The organism is Paraburkholderia sp. BR13439 (assembly GCF_040948805.1).
Taxonomy (GTDB): domain Bacteria; phylum Pseudomonadota; class Gammaproteobacteria; order Burkholderiales; family Burkholderiaceae; genus Paraburkholderia; species Paraburkholderia youngii.
In genome coordinates this window covers 122,181-145,971 of sequence record NZ_JBFPKN010000012.1, presented here as the reverse complement: position 1 = coordinate 145,971, position 23,791 = coordinate 122,181, and the positions used below count along the sequence as shown (strand labels likewise).

Annotated in this window: 25 protein-coding genes; 12 read left to right on the top strand and 13 right to left on the bottom strand. The window is 64.7% G+C overall.

Going from position 1 to position 23,791, the window contains the following annotated elements:
- Positions 1-263: 263 nt before the first annotated feature.
- Entirely contained in the window at positions 264-551 is a 288-nt protein-coding gene (locus AB3X96_RS23540) for a DUF3331 domain-containing protein (protein WP_013091570.1), read from the bottom strand.
- Positions 552-894: 343 nt separating this feature from the next.
- On the opposite strand from AB3X96_RS23540, the gene AB3X96_RS23535 reads away from it, so the two are divergent.
- Positions 895-1,989 (top strand): AI-2E family transporter, encoded by a 1,095-nt coding sequence (locus tag AB3X96_RS23535; RefSeq protein WP_368591617.1) that lies wholly within the window; start codon positions 895-897, stop codon positions 1,987-1,989.
- Between the two features lie 7 nt (positions 1,990-1,996).
- On the opposite strand, the gene AB3X96_RS23530 is transcribed toward AB3X96_RS23535, so the two are convergent.
- Together AB3X96_RS23530 and AB3X96_RS23525 are read right to left on the bottom strand one after the other, a co-directional pair.
- Complete coding sequence (locus tag AB3X96_RS23530; RefSeq protein WP_368591616.1) at positions 1,997-2,869, bottom strand: alpha/beta hydrolase; 873 nt, start codon at positions 2,867-2,869, stop codon at positions 1,997-1,999.
- Positions 2,870-2,991: 122 nt separating this feature from the next.
- Complete coding sequence (locus tag AB3X96_RS23525; RefSeq protein WP_368591615.1) at positions 2,992-4,104, bottom strand: OpgC domain-containing protein; 1,113 nt, start codon at positions 4,102-4,104, stop codon at positions 2,992-2,994.
- A 527-nt stretch (positions 4,105-4,631) separates the two neighbouring features.
- Between AB3X96_RS23525 and AB3X96_RS23520 the strand changes: the two genes are divergently transcribed.
- Entirely contained in the window at positions 4,632-5,810 is a 1,179-nt protein-coding gene (locus AB3X96_RS23520; protein WP_368591614.1) for a porin, read from the top strand.
- A 426-nt stretch (positions 5,811-6,236) separates the two neighbouring features.
- A complete protein-coding gene (locus AB3X96_RS23515) occupies positions 6,237-7,184 on the top strand; it encodes a peptidoglycan DD-metalloendopeptidase family protein (RefSeq protein ID WP_368591613.1) in 948 nt (315 codons plus the stop codon).
- A 251-nt stretch (positions 7,185-7,435) separates the two neighbouring features.
- Here AB3X96_RS23515 and AB3X96_RS23510 read toward each other — a convergent pair whose 3' ends face one another.
- On the bottom strand, positions 7,436-7,834 hold the full coding sequence (locus tag AB3X96_RS23510; protein ID WP_368591612.1) for a hypothetical protein: 399 nt from the start codon (positions 7,832-7,834) through the stop codon (positions 7,436-7,438).
- Between the two features lie 349 nt (positions 7,835-8,183).
- On the opposite strand from AB3X96_RS23510, the gene AB3X96_RS23505 reads away from it, so the two are divergent.
- From AB3X96_RS23505 to AB3X96_RS23495, 3 genes are read left to right on the top strand one after another with little or no spacing between them, the layout of a single operon-like run.
- Positions 8,184-8,639 carry a (2Fe-2S)-binding protein gene (locus AB3X96_RS23505; RefSeq protein WP_368591611.1) on the top strand — a complete coding sequence of 152 codons (456 nt, stop codon included), beginning with the start codon at positions 8,184-8,186 and terminating at the stop codon, positions 8,637-8,639.
- Position 8,640: 1 nt separating this feature from the next.
- Positions 8,641-10,893, top strand: a complete 2,253-nt coding sequence (locus tag AB3X96_RS23500; protein ID WP_368591610.1) for a molybdopterin cofactor-binding domain-containing protein — start codon at positions 8,641-8,643, stop codon at positions 10,891-10,893.
- 17 nt (positions 10,894-10,910) lie between these two features.
- Entirely contained in the window at positions 10,911-12,215 is a 1,305-nt protein-coding gene (locus AB3X96_RS23495; RefSeq protein ID WP_368591609.1) for a cytochrome c, read from the top strand.
- Positions 12,216-12,301: 86 nt separating this feature from the next.
- On the opposite strand, the gene AB3X96_RS23490 is transcribed toward AB3X96_RS23495, so the two are convergent.
- The gene (locus AB3X96_RS23490; protein WP_368591608.1) at positions 12,302-13,006 is read right to left on the bottom strand and encodes an SDR family oxidoreductase; all 705 of its coding nucleotides are present in this window, start codon (positions 13,004-13,006) and stop codon (positions 12,302-12,304) included.
- A 399-nt stretch (positions 13,007-13,405) separates the two neighbouring features.
- Between AB3X96_RS23490 and AB3X96_RS23485 the strand changes: the two genes are divergently transcribed.
- From AB3X96_RS23485 to AB3X96_RS23470, 4 genes are all read left to right on the top strand, one after another.
- Complete coding sequence (locus AB3X96_RS23485) at positions 13,406-13,852, top strand: Ohr family peroxiredoxin (protein ID WP_368591607.1); 447 nt, start codon at positions 13,406-13,408, stop codon at positions 13,850-13,852.
- Positions 13,853-13,960: 108 nt separating this feature from the next.
- Positions 13,961-14,407 (top strand): OsmC family protein, encoded by a 447-nt coding sequence (locus tag AB3X96_RS23480; protein ID WP_368591606.1) that lies wholly within the window; start codon positions 13,961-13,963, stop codon positions 14,405-14,407.
- A gap of 69 nt (positions 14,408-14,476) precedes the next feature.
- Positions 14,477-14,749 (top strand): hypothetical protein, encoded by a 273-nt coding sequence (locus AB3X96_RS23475; RefSeq protein WP_368591605.1) that lies wholly within the window; start codon positions 14,477-14,479, stop codon positions 14,747-14,749.
- A 257-nt stretch (positions 14,750-15,006) separates the two neighbouring features.
- On the top strand, positions 15,007-15,465 hold the full coding sequence (locus AB3X96_RS23470; protein ID WP_368591604.1) for a MarR family winged helix-turn-helix transcriptional regulator: 459 nt from the start codon (positions 15,007-15,009) through the stop codon (positions 15,463-15,465).
- Between the two features lie 41 nt (positions 15,466-15,506).
- Here the strand turns inward: AB3X96_RS23470 and AB3X96_RS23465 are convergent, their stop codons facing one another.
- Entirely contained in the window at positions 15,507-16,094 is a 588-nt protein-coding gene (locus AB3X96_RS23465) for a winged helix-turn-helix transcriptional regulator (RefSeq protein ID WP_368591603.1), read from the bottom strand.
- A gap of 156 nt (positions 16,095-16,250) precedes the next feature.
- Between AB3X96_RS23465 and AB3X96_RS23460 the strand changes: the two genes are divergently transcribed.
- Positions 16,251-16,637, top strand: coding sequence for an enoyl-CoA hydratase-related protein (locus AB3X96_RS23460; protein ID WP_368591602.1), 387 nt, complete (start codon positions 16,251-16,253; stop codon positions 16,635-16,637).
- Positions 16,627-16,806, top strand: a complete 180-nt coding sequence (locus AB3X96_RS23455) for an enoyl-CoA hydratase-related protein (protein WP_368591601.1) — start codon at positions 16,627-16,629, stop codon at positions 16,804-16,806. Before AB3X96_RS23460 ends, AB3X96_RS23455 begins: the two co-directional genes overlap by 11 nt.
- A gap of 181 nt (positions 16,807-16,987) precedes the next feature.
- On the opposite strand, the gene AB3X96_RS23450 is transcribed toward AB3X96_RS23455, so the two are convergent.
- From AB3X96_RS23450 to AB3X96_RS23420, 7 genes are all read right to left on the bottom strand, one after another.
- Positions 16,988-17,644: an amino acid ABC transporter permease gene (locus tag AB3X96_RS23450; protein ID WP_152854273.1), complete on the bottom strand. Its 657-nt coding sequence runs from the start codon at positions 17,642-17,644 to the stop codon at positions 16,988-16,990.
- Positions 17,645-17,646: 2 nt separating this feature from the next.
- Positions 17,647-18,414, bottom strand: coding sequence for an amino acid ABC transporter permease (locus AB3X96_RS23445; protein ID WP_176105767.1), 768 nt, complete (start codon positions 18,412-18,414; stop codon positions 17,647-17,649).
- A gap of 62 nt (positions 18,415-18,476) precedes the next feature.
- Positions 18,477-19,289, bottom strand: a complete 813-nt coding sequence (locus AB3X96_RS23440) for a transporter substrate-binding domain-containing protein (protein ID WP_368591709.1) — start codon at positions 19,287-19,289, stop codon at positions 18,477-18,479.
- 62 nt (positions 19,290-19,351) lie between these two features.
- On the bottom strand, positions 19,352-20,446 hold the full coding sequence (locus tag AB3X96_RS23435; RefSeq protein WP_368591600.1) for an ABC transporter ATP-binding protein: 1,095 nt from the start codon (positions 20,444-20,446) through the stop codon (positions 19,352-19,354).
- Between the two features lie 25 nt (positions 20,447-20,471).
- Positions 20,472-21,365 (bottom strand): ABC transporter permease, encoded by an 894-nt coding sequence (locus AB3X96_RS23430; RefSeq protein ID WP_368591599.1) that lies wholly within the window; start codon positions 21,363-21,365, stop codon positions 20,472-20,474.
- Positions 21,362-22,345: an ABC transporter permease gene (locus AB3X96_RS23425; protein ID WP_368591598.1), complete on the bottom strand. Its 984-nt coding sequence runs from the start codon at positions 22,343-22,345 to the stop codon at positions 21,362-21,364. The genes AB3X96_RS23430 and AB3X96_RS23425 overlap by 4 nt, the downstream gene beginning before the upstream one ends.
- Positions 22,346-22,350: 5 nt before the next feature.
- Entirely contained in the window at positions 22,351-23,445 is a 1,095-nt protein-coding gene (locus AB3X96_RS23420; RefSeq protein ID WP_368591597.1) for a PotD/PotF family extracellular solute-binding protein, read from the bottom strand.
- Positions 23,446-23,791 lie beyond the last annotated feature (346 nt).

Here is a 23,791-nt window from a genome sequence, read left to right as displayed (position 1 = left end):
GCGGCGGGCGCGGCGCGGTGGTGGAAGGCGCGCAGCCGGCGCCGGATAGCGAGCCGGCGGTCGGGCGGGCGCAACGAATCCACCTTAACGCACGAGGCGCGGGGCGGCAACTGTGAGCGGGGCAGCGCGGCGGCGGATCATGCGATGCCGCGGCGGCCGGGCACACGGTCGTTAGGGGCGCATGGGCGGTAGCGAGACAGACCGCGACGGCAACGAGGTTGAAACTCGCGCTCCGGCCGCGGTACCCGGGAACGTTCCGTGCGTCAGGCCGCTTCGAGCAGCGGTTCGAGAATTTCCGCGCAGATCATCGCGGACGCATTCGATGGCGCCGGGCGCTCGGCCGGCTTGAACACCGGGTCACCGCGGCGGATCTTGCGGCGCGACACCGCGCAGGTGCCAGACGAATGCGCCGAGCGGCGGCGCCAGCGCTGTTCACCGTAGTGGCAGCGGCCCGGCTCGACCCAGCGGATCACCAGCGTCGTGTCGGAGCTCTCCAGAATTTCGATGCGTACGCCATTGCTACCGTCGAGGGGGATGGACTCCAGGGTCATCATCGGCTCCGTATTGTGGAGTGCCGAATTTAGTCCCGTGTGCGCCGGATAGCCATTGTGTCATCGTTGAAACACCGTTCCGGAATTAGCAATAATCACACTTGACATTTGCGACTTGCTGAAATGACGGGCGTTGCAAGCATTTTTATGTGATTTTTTAATAATGCACATTTTTGCAACGCTGTGTTGCATATGGCGCGACGAGGAGGGCGGCCGGGAAAAGGGCGGCAACGCTTCCTTTAAGATGTTGGATGTCGGGCGGCGAACCGAGCCGTCAGTGTAGCGGGTTTGAATTTTTCAGGTCGGCTCGCGCGCACACTGTTCAAAAAACACCAGAGTTCACATGATTTCACGCCCTCCCGCCGTCCCGCCCAACTCTCCGGAAACGTCGTCCGTCGCCGTCGAGCGCCAGAAAAAGCAGAGGGTCGCGTCGGTCGTGCTCTATATCGGGCTCGTGCTGCTCGCATTGTGGGTGGTGCGCGATTTCATCGTGGTGGTGGCGTGGGCCGCGGTCGTCGCAATTGCGCTGTGGCCGCTGCTGCACAAGGTGGCGGGGAGCCGCTGGTTCAAGGGGCGCACGACCCTGCTCGCGACCGTCTTCACGCTGGCGATTGCCGTGCTCGTGCTGCTGCCGGTCGGGCTCGGCATCGCGCAGGCGCTGCGCGAGGCGCATGAAGTGAACGAGTGGTTCCGCAGCGCTCAGGAGAACGGCATCCCGCTGCCGGACTTCATCAACCGTCTGCCGTTCGGCGTGCAGCAGATCAGTTCGTGGTGGCAGGCCAATCTCGCTCAGCCGCTGCGCGACTCGGCGGCGATGAAAGGCTTGCACAGCGAAACGGTGATGACGCTCGGCCGGCATTTCGGCGCTCGCGCCGCGCATGCGGCGATGGTGTTCGCGTTCATGCTGGTCACACTGTTCGTGATTTTTCAGGCGGGGCCGCGTCTGTCCGGCTCGTTGCTGAAGGCCGCGCGACGCGGTTTCGGCGATAGCGGCGCGGACCTCGTTGCGCATATGGGGACCGCTGTGCGCGGCACCGTGTCGGGCTTGATCGTGGTCGGCGTCGGCGAGGGCCTGCTGCTTGGCGTCGCGTACTTCGTGACCGGCGTGCCGCATGCGGCGCTGCTCGGCTTCGTGACGGCGATTGCCGCGATGCTGCCGTTCTGCGCGCCGATCGTGTTCGGTCTCGCGGCGCTGTGGCTGCTCGTGCAGGGCTCGATGGTCGCAGCGGCCGGGCTGCTGGTATTCGGCGCGGTCGTCGTGTTCGTCGCCGAGCACTTCGTGCGGCCGGTGCTGATCGGCAACTCGACGCGTCTGCCATTTCTGCTTGTGCTATTCGGCATTCTCGGTGGCGCCGAGACGTTCGGGCTGCTGGGGATTTTCATCGGCCCCGCGCTGATGACGGTGCTGATGGTGCTGTGGACCGATCTCGTGGAGTAGCGCCGGCTCAAGGCCGCTGATTCGACGGATGCTCCAGCGCCGGCGGCTTCACGCAGCCGAGCGTGTATTTGAGCGCGGCTGGCAACAGCGCGCTCCATACGTCCCACGTGTGGCCGCCGTCGATGATCCGCAGCGCCGCCGGATTGCCCGCGAGCCGCAGATGCGTGTACAGCAGCGACGCGTCGGCCTGGATGTCGAGGTCGTCGTCGCCGGATGCGATGAACATCGGCAGGCGATACGGCTGGCTCATATAGCGGTCCCACTGCGCTGGGTAGTTGAGCTCGTGCCAGATGTGCGGATCGAACTGGTGCTCGCCGAACACACCGACCCGCCGCGCCGCCGACGCGCGCGGCGGCTCGTTCGCGTAGATCGCGGGACTCAGCAGCAGCGCGCCGCAAAACATCTCGGGCTGCGTCAGCGCGTAGCGCAGCGCGCCGAAGCCGCCCATCGATACACCGCCGATCATCCGGCCGCCGCGCTGCGTCGCGACCGCGTAGTGCGTTTCGATCTCGGGCAGCAGATCGCCGAAGAACGCGCTCTCCATCTTTTCCTTGCGGTCGACGTACCAGTCCGTGCCGCCTTGCGGCATCACGATCACGACCGGTGCAATCTCCTTGCGCTCGATCAGCGTGTCGGCGGCACTCTGCAGATGACCTTGCGCGAGCCAGTCGTTGGCGTCGCCGTTATTGCCGTGCAGCAGGTAGAGCACCGGCAGGCGCGGACCGTCCGCGCGATAGCCGGCCGGCAGGTAGATCGTGTAGTTCCAGTCGCGGCCGAGCGCATCGGAATGGAAGCTGCGGCTCGCGACCGTGCTCGCGAACGCGGGCGCGCCGACGGCGGAGGCAAGCAGTGCGAGGGCGAAACAGAGGAATCGACGCATGTCAGTGAGGATGGCCGGCTCGCGCGGGATTCGCGCGCGGCCGTCATCCTATCAGCATTGGCGCCAGATTTGAGATGGAAAGTGGCGGACAAACGGACGGCGCTTTATGCGCGCAAAGTTCTTCAGCCTGAGGTTCGCAGCCGCCCGTCAACGAACCGCCCGACGAAGCGCTTCAGCGGCTCCACGCCCAGCGCGACCGCAAACAGCGCGCCGACCGCGGCCGCATCGGCGAGCAGTCCGAGCGGATAGTTCAGGTAACCATCGGTCGCCGCGTAGAGCACCGAGTCGATCACCAGCGAAATCACCGCGCCGGCAATGAAGCACAGCAAGCCCTGACGGCCGATCAAGCCGACCCACGGCAGTCGCCCCGCGACCTTCTTCGCCCACCCGAGCTCGATCAGATTGGCGACGAGCCACGCGATCGCGAGGAAGTTGCCCGCGCGCAGATAGGACAGATTCTGCTTGAGGCTTCCGGGAAGGGGCGTGTGCAGCAGAACCAGCTTGTAGTAGGCGGCGCCCACGACCACCGCGAACGCCAGCACGCTGACGAGCCAGCCGGACCGATGCGCGCGGGTTCGCTGATACACCGGCTGGCAGCGCGCGAGCACGCCGAGCACGAACAACAGTTGCCACGCGAACGGGTTGAAGTCCCAGTGCATGTCGGGCGCGGCAGGCAGGTACTTGTTGATCGCCGGCGCGCCGGCCCACAGCGCGACGCTGCCGGCGACCAGCAGCCACGGCTTGCTGCGCGCGAGCGGCAGGATTGCGGGGACCAGCAGCGCGAAGAAAGCGTACATCGGCAGCACCGACGCGAGGTACGGCTGGCGGCGCAGCAGCACGATGTCGCGCAGTGCGGCGAGCGGCGTGTCGATCAGGTCGTCGAGATCGGTCGTGGCGAGATTCGGCCCGTCGATGCTGAATGCGGTGAGTACCGCGCTGACCAGCAGCATCAGCCCGGCGGTGACGAGAAACGCGCGATAGATCTCGAACGAGCGGCGCACGAAGCGGCCGCGCGCGATCGTCTCGTTGCGCCGCTCGGCGAGCGTCGCATAGGCGGTGGCGGTCGCGAAGCCGCCGAGGAACACGAACACTTCGGCGGCATCGCACAGCGCGTACGCATGCAGCGTCACGCGCGACAGAATGCTGCCGCCGATGTGATCGACCACGATGATCAGCAGAACCAGTCCGCGGAAAAAGTCCAGTTCGATCAGGCGGGAGGAGGGCTTGTCAGGCATTGTTCGAGTCAAAAGCAGCCCCGTGCGACGGCGCGCTGATCCAGCGCGGCGGGCGTCTCACAAGGCTTTCTAATATTGGGATTGGGTGCTGCGGCGGGAAGGCGATCCGGGTTGGCGTCGCCTGTGGTCCGCGTCGCCGACTTGGGCCGCCATTTCCAGGCGGCGGGTCAGCGGGCTGTAAAGAGGACCTTCGCTGCGGCATCGAGTTCCGTTGCATGGCAGCAGAGGCAGGGGATTATATTTCTTTTCATGACAATCACGCAGCGAGACCGGCAGCCGCGGCTGCCGTTTACCTGAACCGACCTTACGAAAAAAGAGGAAACAACGCGCAGTGGAGAATTAGCAACATTCCCGATGCTTGGCGCATCCACTCATGGACGGCCGGACGATGTCGTGTGAGGATTTCTGGAAAGCGCAGCCATTGGAGCAGTCCTCAGAACTGCTGGGAAAGTGATGAGAATAAAAAGCAAAGAGAACAAAGCGGCCGGATCGAGTTGTCCTATCACTCGAGGTGCAGGGAGATCATCATGAACAAGCAAGTGTTCGCGCTGGCTGTCTCCGTTGCTGCGTCTTCCGTTCTTGCCGTGCCTGCCGTCGCGCAGACTAGCGTCACGCTGTATGGCGTGATCGACGAAGGCATCAACTACACGAACAATGTCGGCCACGGCCATGTTTACGAACTCGCCAGCGGGCTTGCACAAGGGAGCCGCTGGGGCCTGAAGGGCGCCGAGGATCTGGGGGGTGGACTGAAGGCGATCTTCCAGCTCGAGAATGGTTTCGATCTGAATTCCGGGCGCCTCGGGCAGGGCGGTCGCCTGTTCGGCCGCCAGGCTTTCGTCGGACTCAGCTCGCAGGCGTACGGCACCCTAACGTTTGGCCGACAATACGATTCGGTCGTCGATTATCTGGCGCAGACCACGGCCAACGGCAATTGGGGCGGTCAGCTGTTCTCGCATCCGTACGACAACGACAACACCGACAACACGTTCCGCCTGAACAACACCGTCAAGTACGCGAGCCCGTCGATCTCGGGCTTCCAGTTCGGCGGCACGTACAGCTTCAGCAACGACACGAGCTTCGCCAACAATCGCGCGTACAGCTTCGGCGGCCAGTACACGTATGGCGGGCTGCTGGTCGCGGCGGCCTATCTGCAGGCCAACAATCCTGGCGGCAGTGCGAATGGCGCGGTCGCCACGAACGACGCCGGCTTCGTCGCGACGCGCATGCGCGTGTTCGGCGGCGGCATCACCTATACGTTCGGACCGGCGACGGCGGGCTTCGTCTACAGCAACTCGAACTATCTGGAGCCGACCGCAAACGGCTATCTCGGCATCGAGCCGCTGGTGCCGCTCGTGCCCGTCACGCCGCCGGGCGTGCTGCTGAACTCGCTCAAGTATCAGAACTTCGAGATCAACGGCAAGTACCAGATCTCGCCGGTGCTGTTCGTCGGCGCGCAGTACGTGTACACGATGGAAACCTACGACGCATCGAACGGCGGCGTGAAGCCGCGCATCCACACATTCGGGCTGATGGCCGACTACAACCTGTCCAAGCGCACCGACCTCTATCTGCAGGGCGCCTATCAACAGGTCGCCGGCGATTCAACACTGTCGATCCTCGACTTCGCATTCATCCCCGGCACGCAGTCGCCGTCGTCGACGTCGAAGCAGGTCGTCGTGCGCGCGGCGATCCGGCATAAGTTCTAGTTCGCTGCTCGTCGAACGCGGATCGGCCAGCCTTCGAATTTCGAAGGCTGGCTTTTTGTGCTCTCCGCCTCGACCGATGACTATTCAAGTTCCCCCCGCATCTGCCGATAAGCCGAAGGTCAACGAGTCTGAACGCGCCGCGGCGAAGCGGCGATGTGTGCGTCGTTGATGTGCCCAAATACCTGCCGTCGTAACGCGGAAATACGGCTCGTAACGTCTGTATCAGAGTGTGTGGCGCGGCGCGTTTTTATTAAACGGCACTTTAGAATTCCGCGACAAATTTAATCGGCGAACAGGCACGGAATGAGCGCCGTACGAGGCAGCTTCGCCGTGTTGCCGCGAAGGCCGCGCGGCCGAACAACGCGCGCCATGTCGGCGGCAGCGGCGTATCCGGCTTGCGCCTCTATACAGCAGGAGTCGGACAGAATGAGAAAGCGATTCGACAGAACGATCCTGGCCGGTCTCGCCGGCGCATGGGTCGCGCTGGCCGTCAGCGGTTGCGCGAACGTCGGGCAGCCGAATGCGCAGAACGATGTGGCAAACAGCAGCAGCGCAGCGTCCGGCGTGCCGGCGGCGAATGCGACGGGGACAGGGTCAGGCGATGCGGCGGCAGCCGCGCCGCTGTCGATCGATGCCAGCGATAACACCTCGCCGAAAAAATCGCCGCCGCTCGTGTATCGGGTCAGGCGCGGCGACACGCTCGCGCGGGTCGCGCAGCGTCACCACATCAGCGTCAAGCAGTTGCAGGCATGGAACGGGCTGAAGGCGTCGGCGCGGCTGAAGCCGGGGCAGGTGCTGCACGTTGCGTCGCCGGAGACGGTGCGCGCGGTGAAGGCGGCCAATGCGGCGGCCGCCGCGAAGGCGGCGGCGGGGTCCGCGGCGCCGAGTGATTCACAAGCGACAGCGCCCACGTCGGGGCAAGCTTCGACGCAGTCCGCCGCACCGGCTCTGAATGCCACCGAAGTCCGCCAGGTCACGCAGGAAACCCGCCGGCATGCGAGCAGCGTGACGCTCGCGTGGCCTGCCGCGGGCAGCGTCGTCGAAGCGTTTCAGCCGGGCGAAACACGCGGCATCGAGATCGGCGGCAAAGCGGGCGATCCGGTGCGAGCCGCCGCCGACGGCAAGGTGATGTACGCGGGCACCGGACTGAACAGCTACGGCAGTCTGATCATCGTCGAACACAACAAGGATTTTCTAACCGCGTATTCGCACAACCGCAGGCTGCTGGTCAAGATGGGCGATATCGTCCGCAAGGGTCAGCAGATCGCGGAGATGGGCGACGAGAACAATTCGCGTGTGTCGGTCGGGTTCGAAGTGCGGCACGACGGTAAGCCGGTCGATCCGCTGCGTTACCTGCCGCAGGGGCGCAGTTGAGCTTTGGCGTTCCCGCAAAAGCTCACCTTGAATTTATTCAGCTAACCCAGGTAATCTGGTCGGCCGCGCCTTCCAGGCGGTCGACAAATCGTTGCAAAAGTACCTTCACGTCAGAGCATTTCGCTCAATTTACGCAAAAGTACCGGCCATCGACGATGCCGCACCGACGTGCGGCCGCTTATCAACGGTGAGGAAATGCAGGAGCCGGCAAGCAGCGCACGCGCCGCCGCCGTGCTCCGCGCGAATCGCCGTTAGGTCGTTTGCACGGCGCGCAGCAAACGCGATACCTCGCCGTGGTAATGCAGGATCGCCGGATCGGCCTGCAACAGCGGCAGATAACGCGGCAAAAAGTGGTTGTTCGGTTGTTCGGGCGAGAACAGTCCGATCACGGCCTCGGCCGTCGCGAGACGGTCGCCGGCCTCGGCCTCCGCGTCGTCGAGAATCTCATCGACGCTCGCGATCACCGTTGAAAGCGGTGTCAGCCAGCGAAACCCCGAACCGTTGATCAGCACCTGCAGAAATGCCGCCGGCGTCACCGGGCCGAACTCCTTTTCGTATACGGCGCGTTCGTGATCGAGAATCGCCTTGTGCAGCGCAAGCAATGGTCGGCGAACATCCGTGAGGAATTGAATGCATTGCGGGTCGTTCATCGGCGGCTCCAGCGGCTGAGGTGACACGACGGGATCGCGCGTCGCAACACCACTCGGTGCGATGCAGCGGGTCGCGCGACGGATCGATCCATCGATGGTAACGCATCGCCCCAGCCGGCACATGCGATCCACCCCGCATAACATGCGACGTGCCGCCTGGCACCGCCAAAGCATAGTTCTTTCGACACGACTACAATCGGCCGGTTTTCTGGCGACACCCGCTCGATCACAGGCCGCTTTTCATCGCGGATTAGCGCGACATGCCGAACAAAACGGCGCATGTTCGCGCTCTGGTGCGGTGTCGCGATCTAAACCGCGTGACCACGACAACATCCCACCGGAGCCGCTCATGACAACGCTCAATATCAACGGCGAATCCCATACCGTCGATGCCCCGCCCGACATGCCCCTGCTGTGGGTGCTGCGCGATCTCGTCGGGCTGACCGGCACCAAGTTCGGCTGCGGCATCGCGCAATGCGGCGCATGCACCGTGCATCTCGATGGCGTCGCGGTGCGTTCGTGCGTGTTCCCGGCGGCGGCGGTCGGCGACCGCAAGATCGTCACGATCGAAGCGGTCGGCGCCACGCCCACGGGCCAGAAAGTGCAGCAGGCCTGGCGTGAACTCGACGTCGTGCAGTGCGGCTACTGTCAGTCCGGGCAGGTGATGTCGGCGGCGTCGCTGCTGGCGCGCAATCCCAATCCGAGCGACGCGGACATCGACGCCGCGATGGCGGGCAACATCTGCCGCTGCGGCACCTATCACCGCGTGCGCGCGGCGATCAAGCAAGCCGCGAAGGGGGCCTGACATGTCCCAGGGATTGCTCGATGCGCAGAACGGCGCGCAGCCGACCGACACCAACATGCGGCATGCGCACGGCATCTCGCGGCGCACGTTCCTCAAATTCGGCGCGACGGTCGGCGCCGCGGCTGGCGGCGGTCTGCTGCTCGGCTTCAGCATGCCGGCCGCGAGCCAGGATCAGAAGTCGGGCAAGAGCGTGATCGGCGGCGATGCGAACGAGGCGCCGCAAAGCGGCGTGTTCGCGCCGAACGCGTTCATCCAGATCGACACCGCCGGCAAGGTCACGCTCGTGATACCGAAGGTCGAGATGGGTCAGGGCGTCTATACGTCGATTCCGATGCTGATCGCCGAAGAACTCGAAGTCCCACTCGACTCGGTCACGCTCGATCACGCGCCACCCAACGAAAAGCTCTTCATGGACCCGCTGCTCGGCGGGCAGTTGACCGGCGGCTCGACGTCGATCCGCTTCGCGTGGGAGCCGATGCGCCGCGCCGGCGCGACTGCGCGCATGATGCTGATCAACGCGGCCGCGCAGCAGTGGCAGGTCGATCCGGCCAGTTGCCATGCACAGGCTGGGCAGGTGGTCCACGCGGCCAGCAATCGCAGCGCGAGCTATGGTCAGCTCGCGCAGGCGGCGTCGGCGCTTCCCGCGCCGCAGAACGTGCCGTTGAAAGACCCGAAGGATTTCAAGCTGATCGGCACGCCGGCGAAGCGTCTGGATTCGCCGGAGAAAGTCGACGGCACCGCGCAGTTCGGCCTCGACGTGCGCTTGCCCGGCATGGTCTACGCGGCGATCGCGAACTGCCCGGTGTTCGGCGGCACGCTCGCGAGCGTCGACGCTGCGCATGCGAAGCAGATTCCCGGCGTGCGCGAAGTCATCAAGCTCGACAACGCGGTCGCGGTGATCGGTGACCATACCTGGGCCGCGAAGCGCGGTTTGCAGGCGCTCGATATCAAGTGGAACGAAGGCGCGGGCGCGCAGGTATCGATGAAGCGCATCGTCGACGATCTCGCGGCGGCCTCGCAACACGGCGGCGCGGTGGCGCGCAAGGACGGCGACGTCGGCCGCGCGTTCGGCGATGCGAAGTCGCGCGTCGACGCGGTCTACCAGCAGCCGTTCCTCGCGCACGCGACGATGGAGCCGGTCAACGCCACGGTCCACGTGCGCGGCGACGCGTGCGAAATCTGGCTCGGCTCGCAGGTGCCGACGCGCGTCGTCGATGCGGCGGCCGCGGTCACGGGCTTGCCTGCCGACAAGATCATCGTGCACAACCATCTGCTAGGCGGCGGCTTCGGGCGGCGGCTCGAAACCGACATGGTCACGCAGGCCGTGAAGGTGGGCAAACAGGTGTCGACGCCGGTCAAGGTGCTGTGGACGCGAGAGGAAGACATCCAGCACGACATGTACCGGCCGTACTACTACGACACGATCTCAGCCGGGCTGGACGCGAACGGCAAACCGATCGCGTGGCAGCATCGCATTGCCGGTTCGTCGATCATGGCGCGCTTTGCGCCACCCGCGTTCAAGAACGGGCTCGATCCCGACGCGGTGGAAGTCGCCGCCGATCTGCCGTACGACCTGCCGAACCAACTGGTCGACTACGTGCGCGTGGAACCGCACGCGGTGCCCACCGCGTTCTGGCGCGGCGTCGGGCCGACGCGCGGCACGTTCGTCGTCGAGAGCTTCATCGACGAGCTCGCCGCGCACGCGAACATCGATCCGGTGCAGTACCGGCGCAATCTGCTCGGCAAATCGCCGCGCGCGCTGAACGTGCTGAACGTGGCCGCGCAGGCCGGCAACTGGGGCAGCGCGCTGCCGAAGGGGCAAGGGCGCGGCATCTCGGTGATGCACGCGTTCGGCAGCTTCTTCGCGATCGTCGTCGAGGTCGCGGTCGAGCAGGGCGAGGTGACGGTCAAGCGCGTGAACTGCGCGGTCGATTGCGGGATGTACGTGAATCCGAACACGATCGAGGCGCAGGGGCAGGGCGGCATCATCTTCGGCATCACGGCGGCGCTGTACAGCGAGATCACGATCAAGGACGGCCGCGTCGAGCAGAACAACTTCACCGACTACCGGATTTTGCGCATCAACGAGACGCCGCCGATCGGCGTGCATCTCGTGAAGAGCGGCGAAGCGCCCGGCGGCATCGGCGAACCAGGCACCGCGGCGCTCGCGCCCGCGCTGACCAATGCGATCTATGCGGCCACCGGCACGCGGCTGCGGCAGTTGCCGGTTGGCCGTCAACTGCACAGCGCGTAACGCGCAAGGAGCCCGACATGAAAAACATGCTGAAGGGTCTTGGCGCGGCGCTGTGCGTCGCCTGGCCGTTGCTCGCGCAAGCGCCTGCTGGTGCCGCGACTCCGGCGGTTGCCGGCGCAGCCGATCAAGCGCTCGTGCAACGCGGCGCCTATCTCGCTCAACTCGGCGATTGCGCGGCCTGCCACACCGCGCCGAAAGGCAAGCCGTTCGCCGGCGGTCTGCCGATGAACACGCCGATGGGCCGCATCTACGTGACCAACATCACGCCCGATGCGCAGACCGGCATCGGCGGCTACACGGAAGCGGACTTCGCGCGAGCGCTTCGGGAGGGTGTCGCGAAAGACGGGCACAACCTGTATCCGGCGATGCCGTACCCGTCCTACGCGAAGGTCAACGACGACGACGTGAAGGCGCTGTACGCGTTCTTCATGCACGGTGTCGCACCGGTGCAGCAGGCGAATCGCGAGTCCGACATCAAGTGGCCGCTGAACATGCGCTGGCCGCTGATGTTCTGGAACATGGCGTTTTTGCAGAAGGGCGCGTATCGCGACAAGCCGGGCAAGGACGTCGCGTGGAATCGCGGCGCGTATCTGGTGCAAGGGCTCGGACATTGCGGGTCGTGTCACACGCCGCGCGGCGTTGCGTTCCAGGAAAGCGCGCTCGACGAAAGCGGCAGCGCGTTCCTGAGCGGCGCGCTGCTCGACGGCTGGTTCGCGTCGAACCTGACCGGCGAGCACAACAGCGGGCTCGGCCGCTGGAGCGACGAGGATCTGCGCACGTTCCTGAAGACCGGCGCGAATCGCCATGCGTCGGCGTTCGGCGCGATGACGAGCGTGATCAACAACAGCACGCAAGCGCTGAGCGATCAGGACGTCGCGGCGGTGTCGGCGTATCTGAAGTCGCTGCCGCCGGTCGGCGGCAACGGCGCGGCGGTCTATACGTACGATCCGCAGGCGACGAAAGTGTCGCTCGATCGCCCCGCGAACGATGCCGGCGCGCGCGTCTATACCGCGTATTGCATGCATTGCCACGGTGTCGACGGACGCGGCTTCGCGCCGATGCTCGCGCCGCTTGCCGGCAATCCGAACGTGCTCGCGAAGGACGCATCGTCGCTGATCAACGTGACGCTGAACGGCACCGGCGATCTCGTGATCAACGGCGTGCCGTCGCCGTTCCCGATGCCTGGCTTCGCTGCGGTGCTCGACGATAAGCAGATCGCCGACGTGCTGAGCTTCGTGCGCGCGGGCTGGAACAACGGCGCACCGGCGGTTGGGGCGGCGGAGGTGGCGAAGTTGCGGCAATCGACGCAGGCGGGGCGGTGATCGAGAGGTGAGTGCGGTGAAATGCAAAAGCGGCAACCCATGCAGCGCGGGGTTGCCGCTTTTTTGGCAAGAGCGCTTCCGCGCGATCAGCGTGGCGTCGAGTCGTTCAGATAGATGCCTACCGACAGTCCAGCCTTCACCTGCCGCGTGAATTCGTCGGTGGACACTTCCTCCGAGCCTGCCTCGATAGCCTCATACGCCTGGCGCACGACGTCGGCCGGCGTTGCCTTCGGAACTTCCAGGTCGCGCACCAGATCCGTATCGATAAAGCCAGCATGCAGCCCGATGACCTGCGTGCGTTGCTCGCGCAGCGATTGACGCAGGCCGTTGGTCAGCGCCCACGCGGCCGACTTCGAAACGCCGTAGGCAGAGAGAATCGGCCGGTTCACCCAGCTCGCGACCGACAGCACATTCAGGATCGCGCCGCCGCCGTTCACGGCGAGGCTCCCCGCGAACGCTCGTGACATCGCCAACATGCCAAAGACATTGGTTTCGAAGTGATCGCGCAACGCGTCGAGCGCGCCGTCGTCCGTCAGGCTGCCGAGTCGAGCGATGCCGGCGTTGTTGATGAGCAGCGTGACGTCGCGAGCCGCATCGGCAGCCGCGGCCACGGCTGCCGGATCAGTCACGTCGAGCTTGACGGGGACGACTCCAGGCAAGGTCACGCTGGCCGGATCGCGGGCGCCCGCATAGACCTTCCGCGCCCCTCGTTGGAGCGCCTGTTTCGCGAACTCGAGGCCAAGCCCGCGGTTCGCGCCCGTCACGAAAACGACAGCATCTTCGATCTTCATAGTCCTTCCTTTCACGTGGTGAGTCGCATGCGCGCCGGCTCGCGGTGCGCGTGAGATGCGGTGGAAACGAGGCTGCATTCGCTAACCGAGCCGTTGCGCCGCGCCTTTCCCGCGCAGCAGCCAATCGCGTCGCGCAGCCAGCGCCGGATGGCTTATGTCGGACGATTCGTGACCTCTCACGCGTCGCATATGACAATGGGCGCAGCATATAACTATGATATTCATACCGTCAAGTGCGGCGAGGCTCTGGGTGAACATTCGTTTTCTCTATTGATTGCTCGCATGCGATTAAATCTTTTGCGATTGACAACGGGCGCGTCCTTGTCCATTATTCGACGCAAGCGATTACATCGCATGCGATCTAATGCGCTTAACCCCTCATTCACACAGGAACCCATCATGACCCGGATCGATCGAGTCCTCTTTTCAGGCAATTCCCACGCCACGGTCAATCACGACCCCGAGCTCCAGCGCGGTGAGCACGGCGTGCTCGACCTCAAGCTCTCGGCGCTCAACGGTGAAAGCCGCGATTTCATTGCCACCGAGCTGCACCCGCGAGCCGAGCAGATGTTTGCCGGGGCGTGGTCAGCCTGTTACATCAGCGCCTTCGAAATTGCTGCCTCGCTGACGAAGGTCACGCTGCCGTCCGACTATTCGGTGGACATCAAGGTCAGTATCGGCACGGTCGGCAACGGGTTCTGTCTCGGCGCGCAGTTCACCATCCGTGCGCCGGGTCTGGCAGCGGAAGTTATCGAGGCGATCGCGAACCGCGCCCACCAGATCTGCCCGTACTCGAAGGCCGTGCACGGCAACATCGAGGTCAGCCTGAACGTCGTCACAGCATGACTTATATATCGCACACGATTGAATCGCACGGGAATCAAATCGGCTTGGCACCCGCTTGACACCCGCTTGATACCCCGTTTGTTACCACCATACACACAGGAATCCATCATGGAAAAGATCGAAAAAGTCCTCACTGCAGGCAACTCCCACGCCACGGTCAATCGCGACCCCGCTGCACAGCGCGGCGAGTACGGCGTCTATGACCTGAAGCTAACCGCGCCTGGCGTCGAGTCGCTCGACTATATCGGCACCGAACCGCACCCGCGAGCCGAGCAGCTGTTTGCCGGCGCCTGGTCGGCCTGCTACACCACCGTGTTCGGCATGGCGGCCCAACTGAACAAGGTCACGCTGCCGCCCGACTATTCCGTGGACATCCGGGTGAACATCGGGCAGACCGGGGCCGCGTGGTTCCTCGGCGCCGAGTTCGACATCCGCGTGCCCGGTGTGGACAAGGAAGTCGTCGAGGAAATTGCGCACCTGGCTCATCAGATCTGCCCGTACTCGAAGTCGGTGCGCGGCAACCTCGAGGTCAGCACCAACATCGTCACGGCGTAATCCGTCAGGGCACGTGTCTCGGCCCGGGGCAGGTGCCCTTTACTGAACATCTTTGAGGGAATTCCCATCATGAAGACCAAGCTCATCGTTGCACTGCTCGTCGCAGTTTCCGCGTCCGTCACCGCACCCGCGTTCGCCAGCGGCTATGGACCGGCCCCGTTCTACAAGCCTTCGGTTGGTGCACCGGCATCGCAAAGCGGTCAGAGCCTGCGAACCGTCGCCGCCGAGCGCGGCTACGAAGCTACCCCTGAAAAGGCGTACGGCGGAGCGGTTTCGGCACAGTCGCAATCGGGCAGCCATGTCGCCGTGAGGTCGAGTGACAAACTCTTCGCACACCACTAGGTCGTCGATCCCACCGTCGCTCGGCTGCCGCGCATCCTCGTTGCTGCTGCGCGCCGGTCACGGCAATCGGACGGTCGACGATTTAGCCACTGAGAAAGAAGCAGCGTTCAGAGCGGTTCTACGGTGCCGTACTGGGCGCTCTTCGCCGACGGTGGGTTGTCGCCTTCTGGCAGCGATGCGCCATATGTTGTAGCGCGATATAATCGTATGCGATATATATCTTGCGAAACGTCAGGCTCCAGCCAAGGAGGGTACACATGAAACCCAAGGATCAACTGGCACCCGAAAATCTGATGCTTTCCGATTACCTGTGCTTTGCGGTCTATTCCGCGAACCTGGCTTTTGGCAAGGCATACAAGCCGATACTCGAGGAACTTGGGCTTACCTACCCGCAATACATCGCGATCATTGCGTTGTGGGAGGAGGACAACCAGACCGTCAGCGGTCTTGGCGCCAAGCTGTTTCTCGAGTCCAACACGCTTACACCAATGTTGAAGAAACTCGAGGCGATGGGCTATCTGGAAAGGCAACGCGATCCCGGCGACGAGCGCCAGGTGCGAATCAGTCTCACGAAGAGCGGCCGGCGGCTGCGCGAAAAAGCCCTGAAGATGAACCCCGTCGAGACCGGCCTTGCGTCCGACGAGTTCGCGAAAATTCAGGCATCGGTCGTGATGTTGCGGAACAATCTCATCAAGTCAGTCCAGAACGACGAATGAACGCGTAACGGTCGCATAGCAGGGGCGCCTATGTCAGACATTCAACGGACTTTTTGGCGCTTCACGGGGGACTTCACGGTCGATCGGACCTCGCGGGGACCTTTAGACGAGCGAGTGCGATCAGCCGCAGGGCTGCCGGTCTTCGCTGCATCCTGTCGCGTCGCGCGCTCCTGCGCGTAGGAAGGGCTTAGTTCAGTCTTCAGATCTTCGCGCCGCAATGGTTCACCGCAGGCCTGGCAAACCGTGCCAATGCCGGCATCGTTGCCGCAGGTGACGTGCGTGAAGCGTACTGCGACATCCTCGCCCTGCGGTTTGTGCCACTTTTCGCCCCATTCGCGAAGCGCCAGCATGACAGGGTAAAACGCTCGGCCCATCTCGGTGAGTTCGTATTCGTAACGAGGGGGCGTTGTCATGTAGCGCTTGCGCTCGATCATGCCGTCCGCTTCGAGCCGTTTGAGCCGGGACGAGAGCATCTGCGGCGTCGCTTGCGATTGTGCCACCAGACTGTCGAACCTTCGATTACCCATAAACAGTTCGCGCAGGATGAGAACAGCCCAGCGGTCACCGATGACAGCCTGAGACAGCGCGATTGGGCACAGCGTATCGCTCTTGTCGGGCAATCCACTCATTCAAACCTCCATCGAAATCGCTGCGATCGTAAGTATGATAATCATAGCAATTTTGGCAGGGGTTTGCGGCTCAACGCACTCGTGAGGCGTGAGGAGCCGGTGACTCGCTTGATACCCTGATTCACACTGGAACCCATTCGTTTTAGGAGAAGCACCATGTCCGACTCTTCGCAGTTCGACATCGACCGCAGCAATCCTGGCCGGTGGACGATCACTTTCAGCAACCCGGCGATCAATATGTTCGTTCCCGCGACGATCGTCGAATTGGACGCACTGATGGCCGATCTCGAGTCGGACCCGTCCGTCAAGGTCGTAGTGTTCCAGTCGGCGAATCCCGATTTTTTCGTCGCCCATCTCGACGTGGCGAAAGCTGCCGAACGACCAGAGGTACTCGGCCTTTGGCGCGACTTCGTACTGCGCCTCTCGTCCGCGCCAGTGGTGAGCATCGCAAAGATTCGCGGCCGTACGCGCGGTATCGGCAACGAGTTCGTGCTTCGCATGCGACATGCGGTTCGCCAGCAGGCAGAATGCTTTGTTCGGTAACCCCGAGGTCGGCGTCGGCCTGGTCCCTGGCGGTGGAGCGCTCGAATGGCTGCCGCGCCTGGTCGGCCGTTCGCGGGCGCTCGAGATCGTTCTCAGCGCCGACGACTTCGATGCCGACGTCGCCGGACGATATGGCTTGGTGAACCGCGCGTCGGGCCAAGCTCCGTAGCCTCGCCTACGGCGTGCCGAGCGACTTTGAACTGAATTTCGGCAAGTACATGCCCACGCTAGGGCCGGCGGGCGACGATCACACGGTCCCGCCGCTTGACGGCGCGCCAAAGGGCTGAGCCCCGTCGTGCAATCCGTACGGCGCACGCCGGCGCGGCGTGCCGCGCATAGCCTCCCATCACTCAGCGATGCTGCCCGACCTTCTGCCGCTTCTCCAGCACGCGCGCATACCAGGTCAGCGGAAAACACATCGCGAAGTAGATCATCGCGACCATGCCGTAAATCGGAAACGGCCGGAACGCGGCATTCGTGATCATCGTGCCGGTCTTCGTCAGTTCGATGAAGCCGATGATCGACGCGAGCGCGGTGCTCTTCACCACCTGCACAAGAAAACCGACGGTCGGCGCGACCGCGATCTTCAGTGCCTGCGGCCACACGATATAGCGCAACTGCTGGCCGAACGTCATGCCGAGGCTCGCGCCCGCCGCCCACTGACCGCGCGGCACCGCTTCGACGCAGCCGCGCCAGATGTCGACCAGATAAGCGCTCGTATAGAGCGTCAACGTGACGGCCGCGGCGGCCCACGGCGACACGTCGATGCCGATGAGCGGCAAGCCGAAGAACGCGAGAAAGAGCTGCATCAAGAGCGGCGTGCCTTGAAACACCTCGACGTACAGCACGACGATGCGGCGTAGCCATGCGATCGGTGACACGCGCATCGCGAGCAGCACGAGCCCGACGACCCCGCCGCCGACGAACGCGATCAGCGACAGCAGCACCGTCCAACGCGCGGCGAGCAGCAGATTGCGGGCGATATCCCACAGCGTGAATTCGACCATGATCAGCGCTCCGTCGGCAGGGTACGCGCGCCGCGCCACATCAGGCGGCCGCGCCAGTTGCGCGGCAAGCCGTCGTTGCCGCTGCTGCTGTTGTTGGCGCCACGCGCGGCGCGGCCCGCGAACAGCCCGCGGCCGAAGCGGTTCAACAACTGCCGCAACACGATCGACATCAGCAGATAGGTCGCCGTGATGATCACGTAGCTCTCGAACGAACGGAAGTTGCGCGACTGGATGAAGTTCGCCGCATAGGTCAGGTCGGGCACCGAGATCTGCGACACGACGGCCGAGCCGAGCATCACGATCAGCACCTGGCCGAGCAGCGCGGGAAACACGTTGGCGAGCGCCTGCGGCAGCACGACGTAGCGGAACACCTGGCGTCCATGCAGGCCGAGCGCCTCGGCGGCCTGCACCTGGCCGCGCGAAATCGAATCGATGCCGGCGCGCACGATCTCGGTCGCGTACGCGCCGAGATTGACGCTCATTGCCAGAATCGCGGCCTGGATCTCGTCGATATGAATGCCAAGGCTCGGCAGGCCGAAGAACACGAAGAACAGCTGCACGAGAAACGGCGTGTTGCGGATCAGCTCGACGTAGCTCGCGACCAGCCAGCGCGCCCACTTCGGCCCGGCCGCCGCGATGCTCGCGCCGGCAATCCCGACGAGCCCGCCCGCCAGGGTCGAAACGGCCGTGAGACCGAGCGTCACGGCGGCGCCGCGCGCGAGCATCCCTGCATAGAGGCCGAAGCCGCTGAAATCGAATGCGTAAGTCATGGCCTCGTGCCCATCGTAGGATCAGTTTGCGGCGCGGACTTCACAGCACCGCGCCACGGGTTTCAGAGATCGGCTGGCAGCGGCGCGCGCAGCCACTTCTGCGAGATCGCGTTCATCGTGCCGTCCTTGCGGGCCTTGGAAATCGTTTCGTCGACCTTCGCCTTCAGGCGCGGCTCGTTCTTGTTCAGACCGACGTGATCGGGCGAGCTGAACAGCGCGAACTTCTGCTCCGGATCGTTTGCCGGATGCCGCGCGAGAATCGTCGCGCCGACGTCGTTGCCGACCACCATCAACTGTACCTGACCAGAAAGAAACGCCGAAATAGCGCCGTTCGGATCGTCGAAACGTTTGATGTTCGCCGACGGCGGCGCGATCTTAGTGACGCTCAGGTCTTCGAGCGTGCCGCGCGCGACCGAGATCGACTTGCCGCCGAGATCGGCGGCGTTCTTCACCGGCAGCGACTTCGGACCGAACACCGCGAGGTAGTACGGCGCGTACGGCTGCGAGAAGTCGATCACTTTTTCGCGTTCCGGCGTCTGGCCGACCGACAGCAGCATGTCGGCCTTGTGGTCGGCGAGGAAGGCCATGCGGTTGTCGCCGGTCACCGGTACCAGTTCGACCTTCGCGTTGAGCGCCTTGCCGATCAGATTGGCGACGTCGATGTCGTAGCCGACCGGCTTCATGTCCGCACCGATCGAGCCGAACGGCGGATAGTCTTCAAACACGCCGATGCGCACGGTGCCGGACTTCGCGATGTCGTCGAGCGCGTCGGCATGCGCGGCCGATGGCAGCGCGCCGAGCGCGGTGATTGCGAGCGTCGCGGCGAGGGTCGCGAACACGCGGCGGGTCGATTGGAGAGCGGGGCGCTGGTTCATCATCTGGTCCTCTGTCGTCATGCGGTTTTATCGAAGCGAAGCGTGTGGGATGGGTTCGGGTATCAGGCGGTGCGCGCTGCGATCAGCTTACAGGCGTGCGGCGGCAGCTCGGCGAGCACCGGCATGCCGAGCGCGAGCCCGGGCGTTTCGCGCGGCGTGGTCGCGGCGGTCAGCGTGAAGCCCGCGCAATCGATCGTCGCTTCGAGCGAGGCGCCGACGTCGCGAATGAATGTGACGGTGCCGGGCAGCCGGTTCGCGTCCGGTGTCTCCGTGGCCGCCTTCACGCAGATGTCCTCGGGGCGGATCAACAGGCGGATCGCGTCGCCGCTCGCAACCGGCTGCCGCGCCTCGGCGAGCGGCGCGCTGGGGCTCGACGTCACCGCGATGCGCCGTCCGCCCGGCAGGCTCACGACGCCCGCGCCGTCGTACTGCACCGGCAGGATATTGCCGAGCCCGATGAAGTCGGCGACGAACTCGCTGACGGGATCGCGGTAGATGTCGAGGGGCTTGCCGACCTGCGCGATGCGGCCTTTCTCCATCACGACGATCTCGTCGGCCATCGTCATCGCTTCGCGCTGGTCGTGCGTGACCATGATCGTCGTGATGCCGAGGCGTTGCTGCAGCAAGCGGATTTCGACCTGCATCGCTTCGCGCAGCTTGGCGTCGAGCGCGGACAGCGGTTCGTCGAGCAGCAGCAGTTGAGGCTCCGAAGCAATCGCGCGCGCGATCGCGACGCGCTGACGCTGTCCGCCCGACAACTGCGTGACCGGCCGGTTCGCCATGTGCGGCAGCTGGATCAGTTCGAGCAGTTCGGCGACGCGGCGCGTTTGCTTCTCTTTTGCGACCTTGCGCAGCTTCAGCGGATACGCGACGTTCTGCGCGACCGTCATGTGGGGAAACAGCGCGAGCGACTGGAACACCATGCCGAAGTCGCGCCGGTTGGCCGGCAGCCACGTGATGTCGCGGCCGGCGAAATGGATGCTGCCCGAGCTCGGCGTTTCGAGCCCGGCGATCATCCGCAGCAGCGTGGTCTTGCCGCAGCCTGACGGGCCGAGGAAGCAGACGAGCTTGCCGTCGGGCACGCTCAGGTCGACGTCGTCGACGGCATGCACGGCGCCGAAGCGCCGCGTGACGGCTTGCAAGGTCAGATGGGTCATCGCAGGCTCCAGCAAGGTGGCGGGTTCACAGCGCGACGCCTTCGTCGCCGATCAGCTTTTCCAATAGCCAGATCAGCGCGAAGTCGATCGCGACGATGACCACCGCGAAACAGAACACGGTCGGATCGAGCGACGACACCGTGCGGCTATAGAGCCACACAGGTAGCGTCATCGTGTCGATGCTATACAGGAAGAACGTCACCGTGAACTCGTTGAACGACACGATGAACGCGAACAGCATGCCGGCGAGAATGCCGGGGCGCATCAGCGGCAGCACCACGTCGACGAGTGCGCGGCCGGGGCTCGCGCCCATCACGAGCGCGGCTTCCTCGAACTCGGGGCCGATCGATGCGACCGACGCCGCGCAGTTCTTCACCGTGAACGGCAGCGCCAGGATCACATGCGCGATGATCAGCCGGCCGACGCCCAGCTCGACCGGCAGCACGTTGAACACCAGCAGCAGCGACAGGCCGAGCATCACGAGCGGATAGACGAGCGGCAGCGCGACCAGCTGCTCGACCGCCGGCTTGCCGCGAAAACGGTAGCGCGACAGTGCATACGCGGCGGGCACGGAGACCAGCGTCGCGATCAGCATCGTCGATAGCGCGACGATGAGGCTCGTGATCAGCGCGGCGCCCATCGACAGCGTATCGGTCGCGTCCGGTGACACGAAGCTGTGCCACGCCGCGCGATACCAGTGCAGGCTGTACGCGTGCGGCGGGAATTCGAGCGTGTCGGCCGCGCTGAACGACATCGCGATCATCGTCAGGATCGGCAGCGCGGCGAGAAACAGCACGACGCCGGCCACGAGCGCGGTTGCGCGGCGGAGCTGGCCGGGCATCGTATCGGGCAGGCGCGGGAAGCGCGGCGAACGAGGTTCGGTGCGCGGCAGGCGCGAAGCTGGCAGCGGCGTGCTCATGAGTTAGGCTCCCCGGTCAGACGTTGGGTGCGGCGCACGAGCCGTTGCGAGAGCGCCATCACGGCGAGCGTCGCGACCATCAGCACGATGCCCGAAGCGGAGGCCGCCGGCCAGTTCAACAACGGCGCGACCTGATCGTGCACGAGCACCGCGAGCATCGGCACGCGCCGGCCGCCGAGCAGCAGCGGCACCGCGAACGCGCTCGCGTTATACGCGAACACCAGCAGCGCACCCGACACGAGGCCCGGCATCGCGAGCGGCAACAGCACGTGGCGCAGCGTTTGCCAACGCGTTGCGCCGAGCGTCGCGGCGGCTTCCTCGTACGAGATCGACACCGCACGCATCGCGCTGGACAGCGGCAGAACGGCGAGCGGAAACGCGGTCTGGATCAGCCCCAGCAGTACGCCATGCTCGCGATACAGCCACATGACCGGACGCTCGACGAGCCCGCTCGCGAGCAGCGCGTGATTGAGCAGGCCCGCCGGGCCGAGGATCACCAGCCAGCCATAGCCTTGCAGCAGCAGATTGACCAGCAGCGGCAGCAGCACACCCGCGAGCAGCAGCCGGCGCGCGAGCCGCGAGGTCGTGCGCGCCATCGCGAGCGCAACCGGAATCGCGAGCACGACCGCGCACAGCATGCTCTGGAACGCGAGCCGCAGCGTCAGCCACAACGACTTCAGGAAGTAGCCGTCGAGCAGGTCCGCGTAGTTCTGCAGCGTGAAGCTGCGCCATTCGTTGCCTGACGTGCCGAAGCTCATGCGCAGCACGACCAGCGCGGCCGCGCCGAGGATCGCCAGAAACACCAGGATCGGCGCGAGCAGCAGCCACGGCCGGGCTTTCGCGAGCGTCGTTGCGCCGCCAGCGGGGGCGGTCAAGGCAGTCTCGACGACTACGGAAGCGCAAGAAGCGCCGCCGGGCGTCGGACCCGGCGCCGCTTCGTCCGGCATCATCGCGGCACGCCGCGGGAAGCGCGCGAGCATCGTGGTTACGCCGAGAAGATTTCGGTGTACCGCTTGATCCACGCCGGCTGCACGACGGCGAGCGCCTTGTCGTCATGCAGCACGGCTTTCTCGGCGATCTGCTGCGGGCTCGGCACGAACGCGCGGCTCTCGGCCGGAATCATCGCTTTCGAATTGACCGGGCCGTTCAGCACGTCGGCGACCATACGGCCTTGCACGCCGGCGTCGAGCGAATGATTGATGAACGCGTGGATCAGGTCGCTGTCGCCCGGATGCGCTTTCGGGATCACCGTGAACATTAGCTGCGTCGCGAAACCTTCCTTCATGCCGTAGGTGACGCCCATCTTGTACTCGGGCTTGCGGATCTGCTCCGGAAAAAACGCCGGCGAGTAGATGCCGCCGATGTCGAGCGAGCCGGTGCGGAACAGGTCGGCCACCTGGTTCGGGTTCTCGCCGAGCGTCATCACGTGGTCTTTCAGTTGCGCGAGCTTCCTGAAGCCGGGCTCGATGTTCTGCTGCGAGCCGCCGTTCATCTTCGCGGCGATGATCGCGAGGTCGACCGCTTCGGCCCACTCGGGCGGCGGCAGGAATACGCGACCGCCGTATTTCGGGTCCCACAGTGCCTCGTAAGACGAAGGCGGAGTCTTGACCGTCGCGGTGTTGTAGATGAGGCCGTCGGACCACAGCAGATAGCCGACGCCGAAGCCGTTCGCGCCGGTGCGGTATTGCGGCGCGACGTCTTTCAGGTTCGGCAGGCGGTCGAGCTCGGGCTTCATCAGCAGGCCCGCGTCGGCGAGGCCGGCCGCGCCGACGCCGGCGAGCGTGATCACGTCGTAGGTCGGGCGCTCACCCGCCGCCTTGACTTTCGCGACCATGCCGGAGGTGCCGTCGGCGCGATCGGCGATCACCTTCGCGCCGGTCTTCGCGGTGAAGGTCGCGGCGATGTTGCGCAGCGCGGCCGTGCCGGTATCGTCGGACCATGTCAGGATGCGCAGCGTCTTGCCGCTGAAGTTGTGCTCCTGTGCGCGCAGATTGAGGAACGGCATCGGCAGAGCGGATGCCGCGAGCGCCGTACCGATCGTCTTGATGACCTGCCTTCTACCGCGTTTGATCTGCTGCATGACGGTCTCCTTTGATGAACGCCCGTTGCCCATGAATCGCTATGACCGCTGCCGGATGAACCGTGCGTGGAGGCACTGTAGGTTTGCCAAAATCACGCAACAATCGAAATATGCGCATGGGTGGCATGACCTGCGCTCATGGCTCGCGGTGCGCGCGCGCGGCGGCGCGCGGTTCAGCGACGCGACAGGAGACTACGGGCGACGGTGCATGCGGGTTAACGTCCATCTCGGACCGGTGAATACGGGGGTGCATCGAGGTATGAGGAAAGCTCGGTTCTGGTGCGGGTGCCGCAGGCCTTTCGCACCACGGCGGTGCGACATCGGCCGGAACGCGCATTTTTCGCGT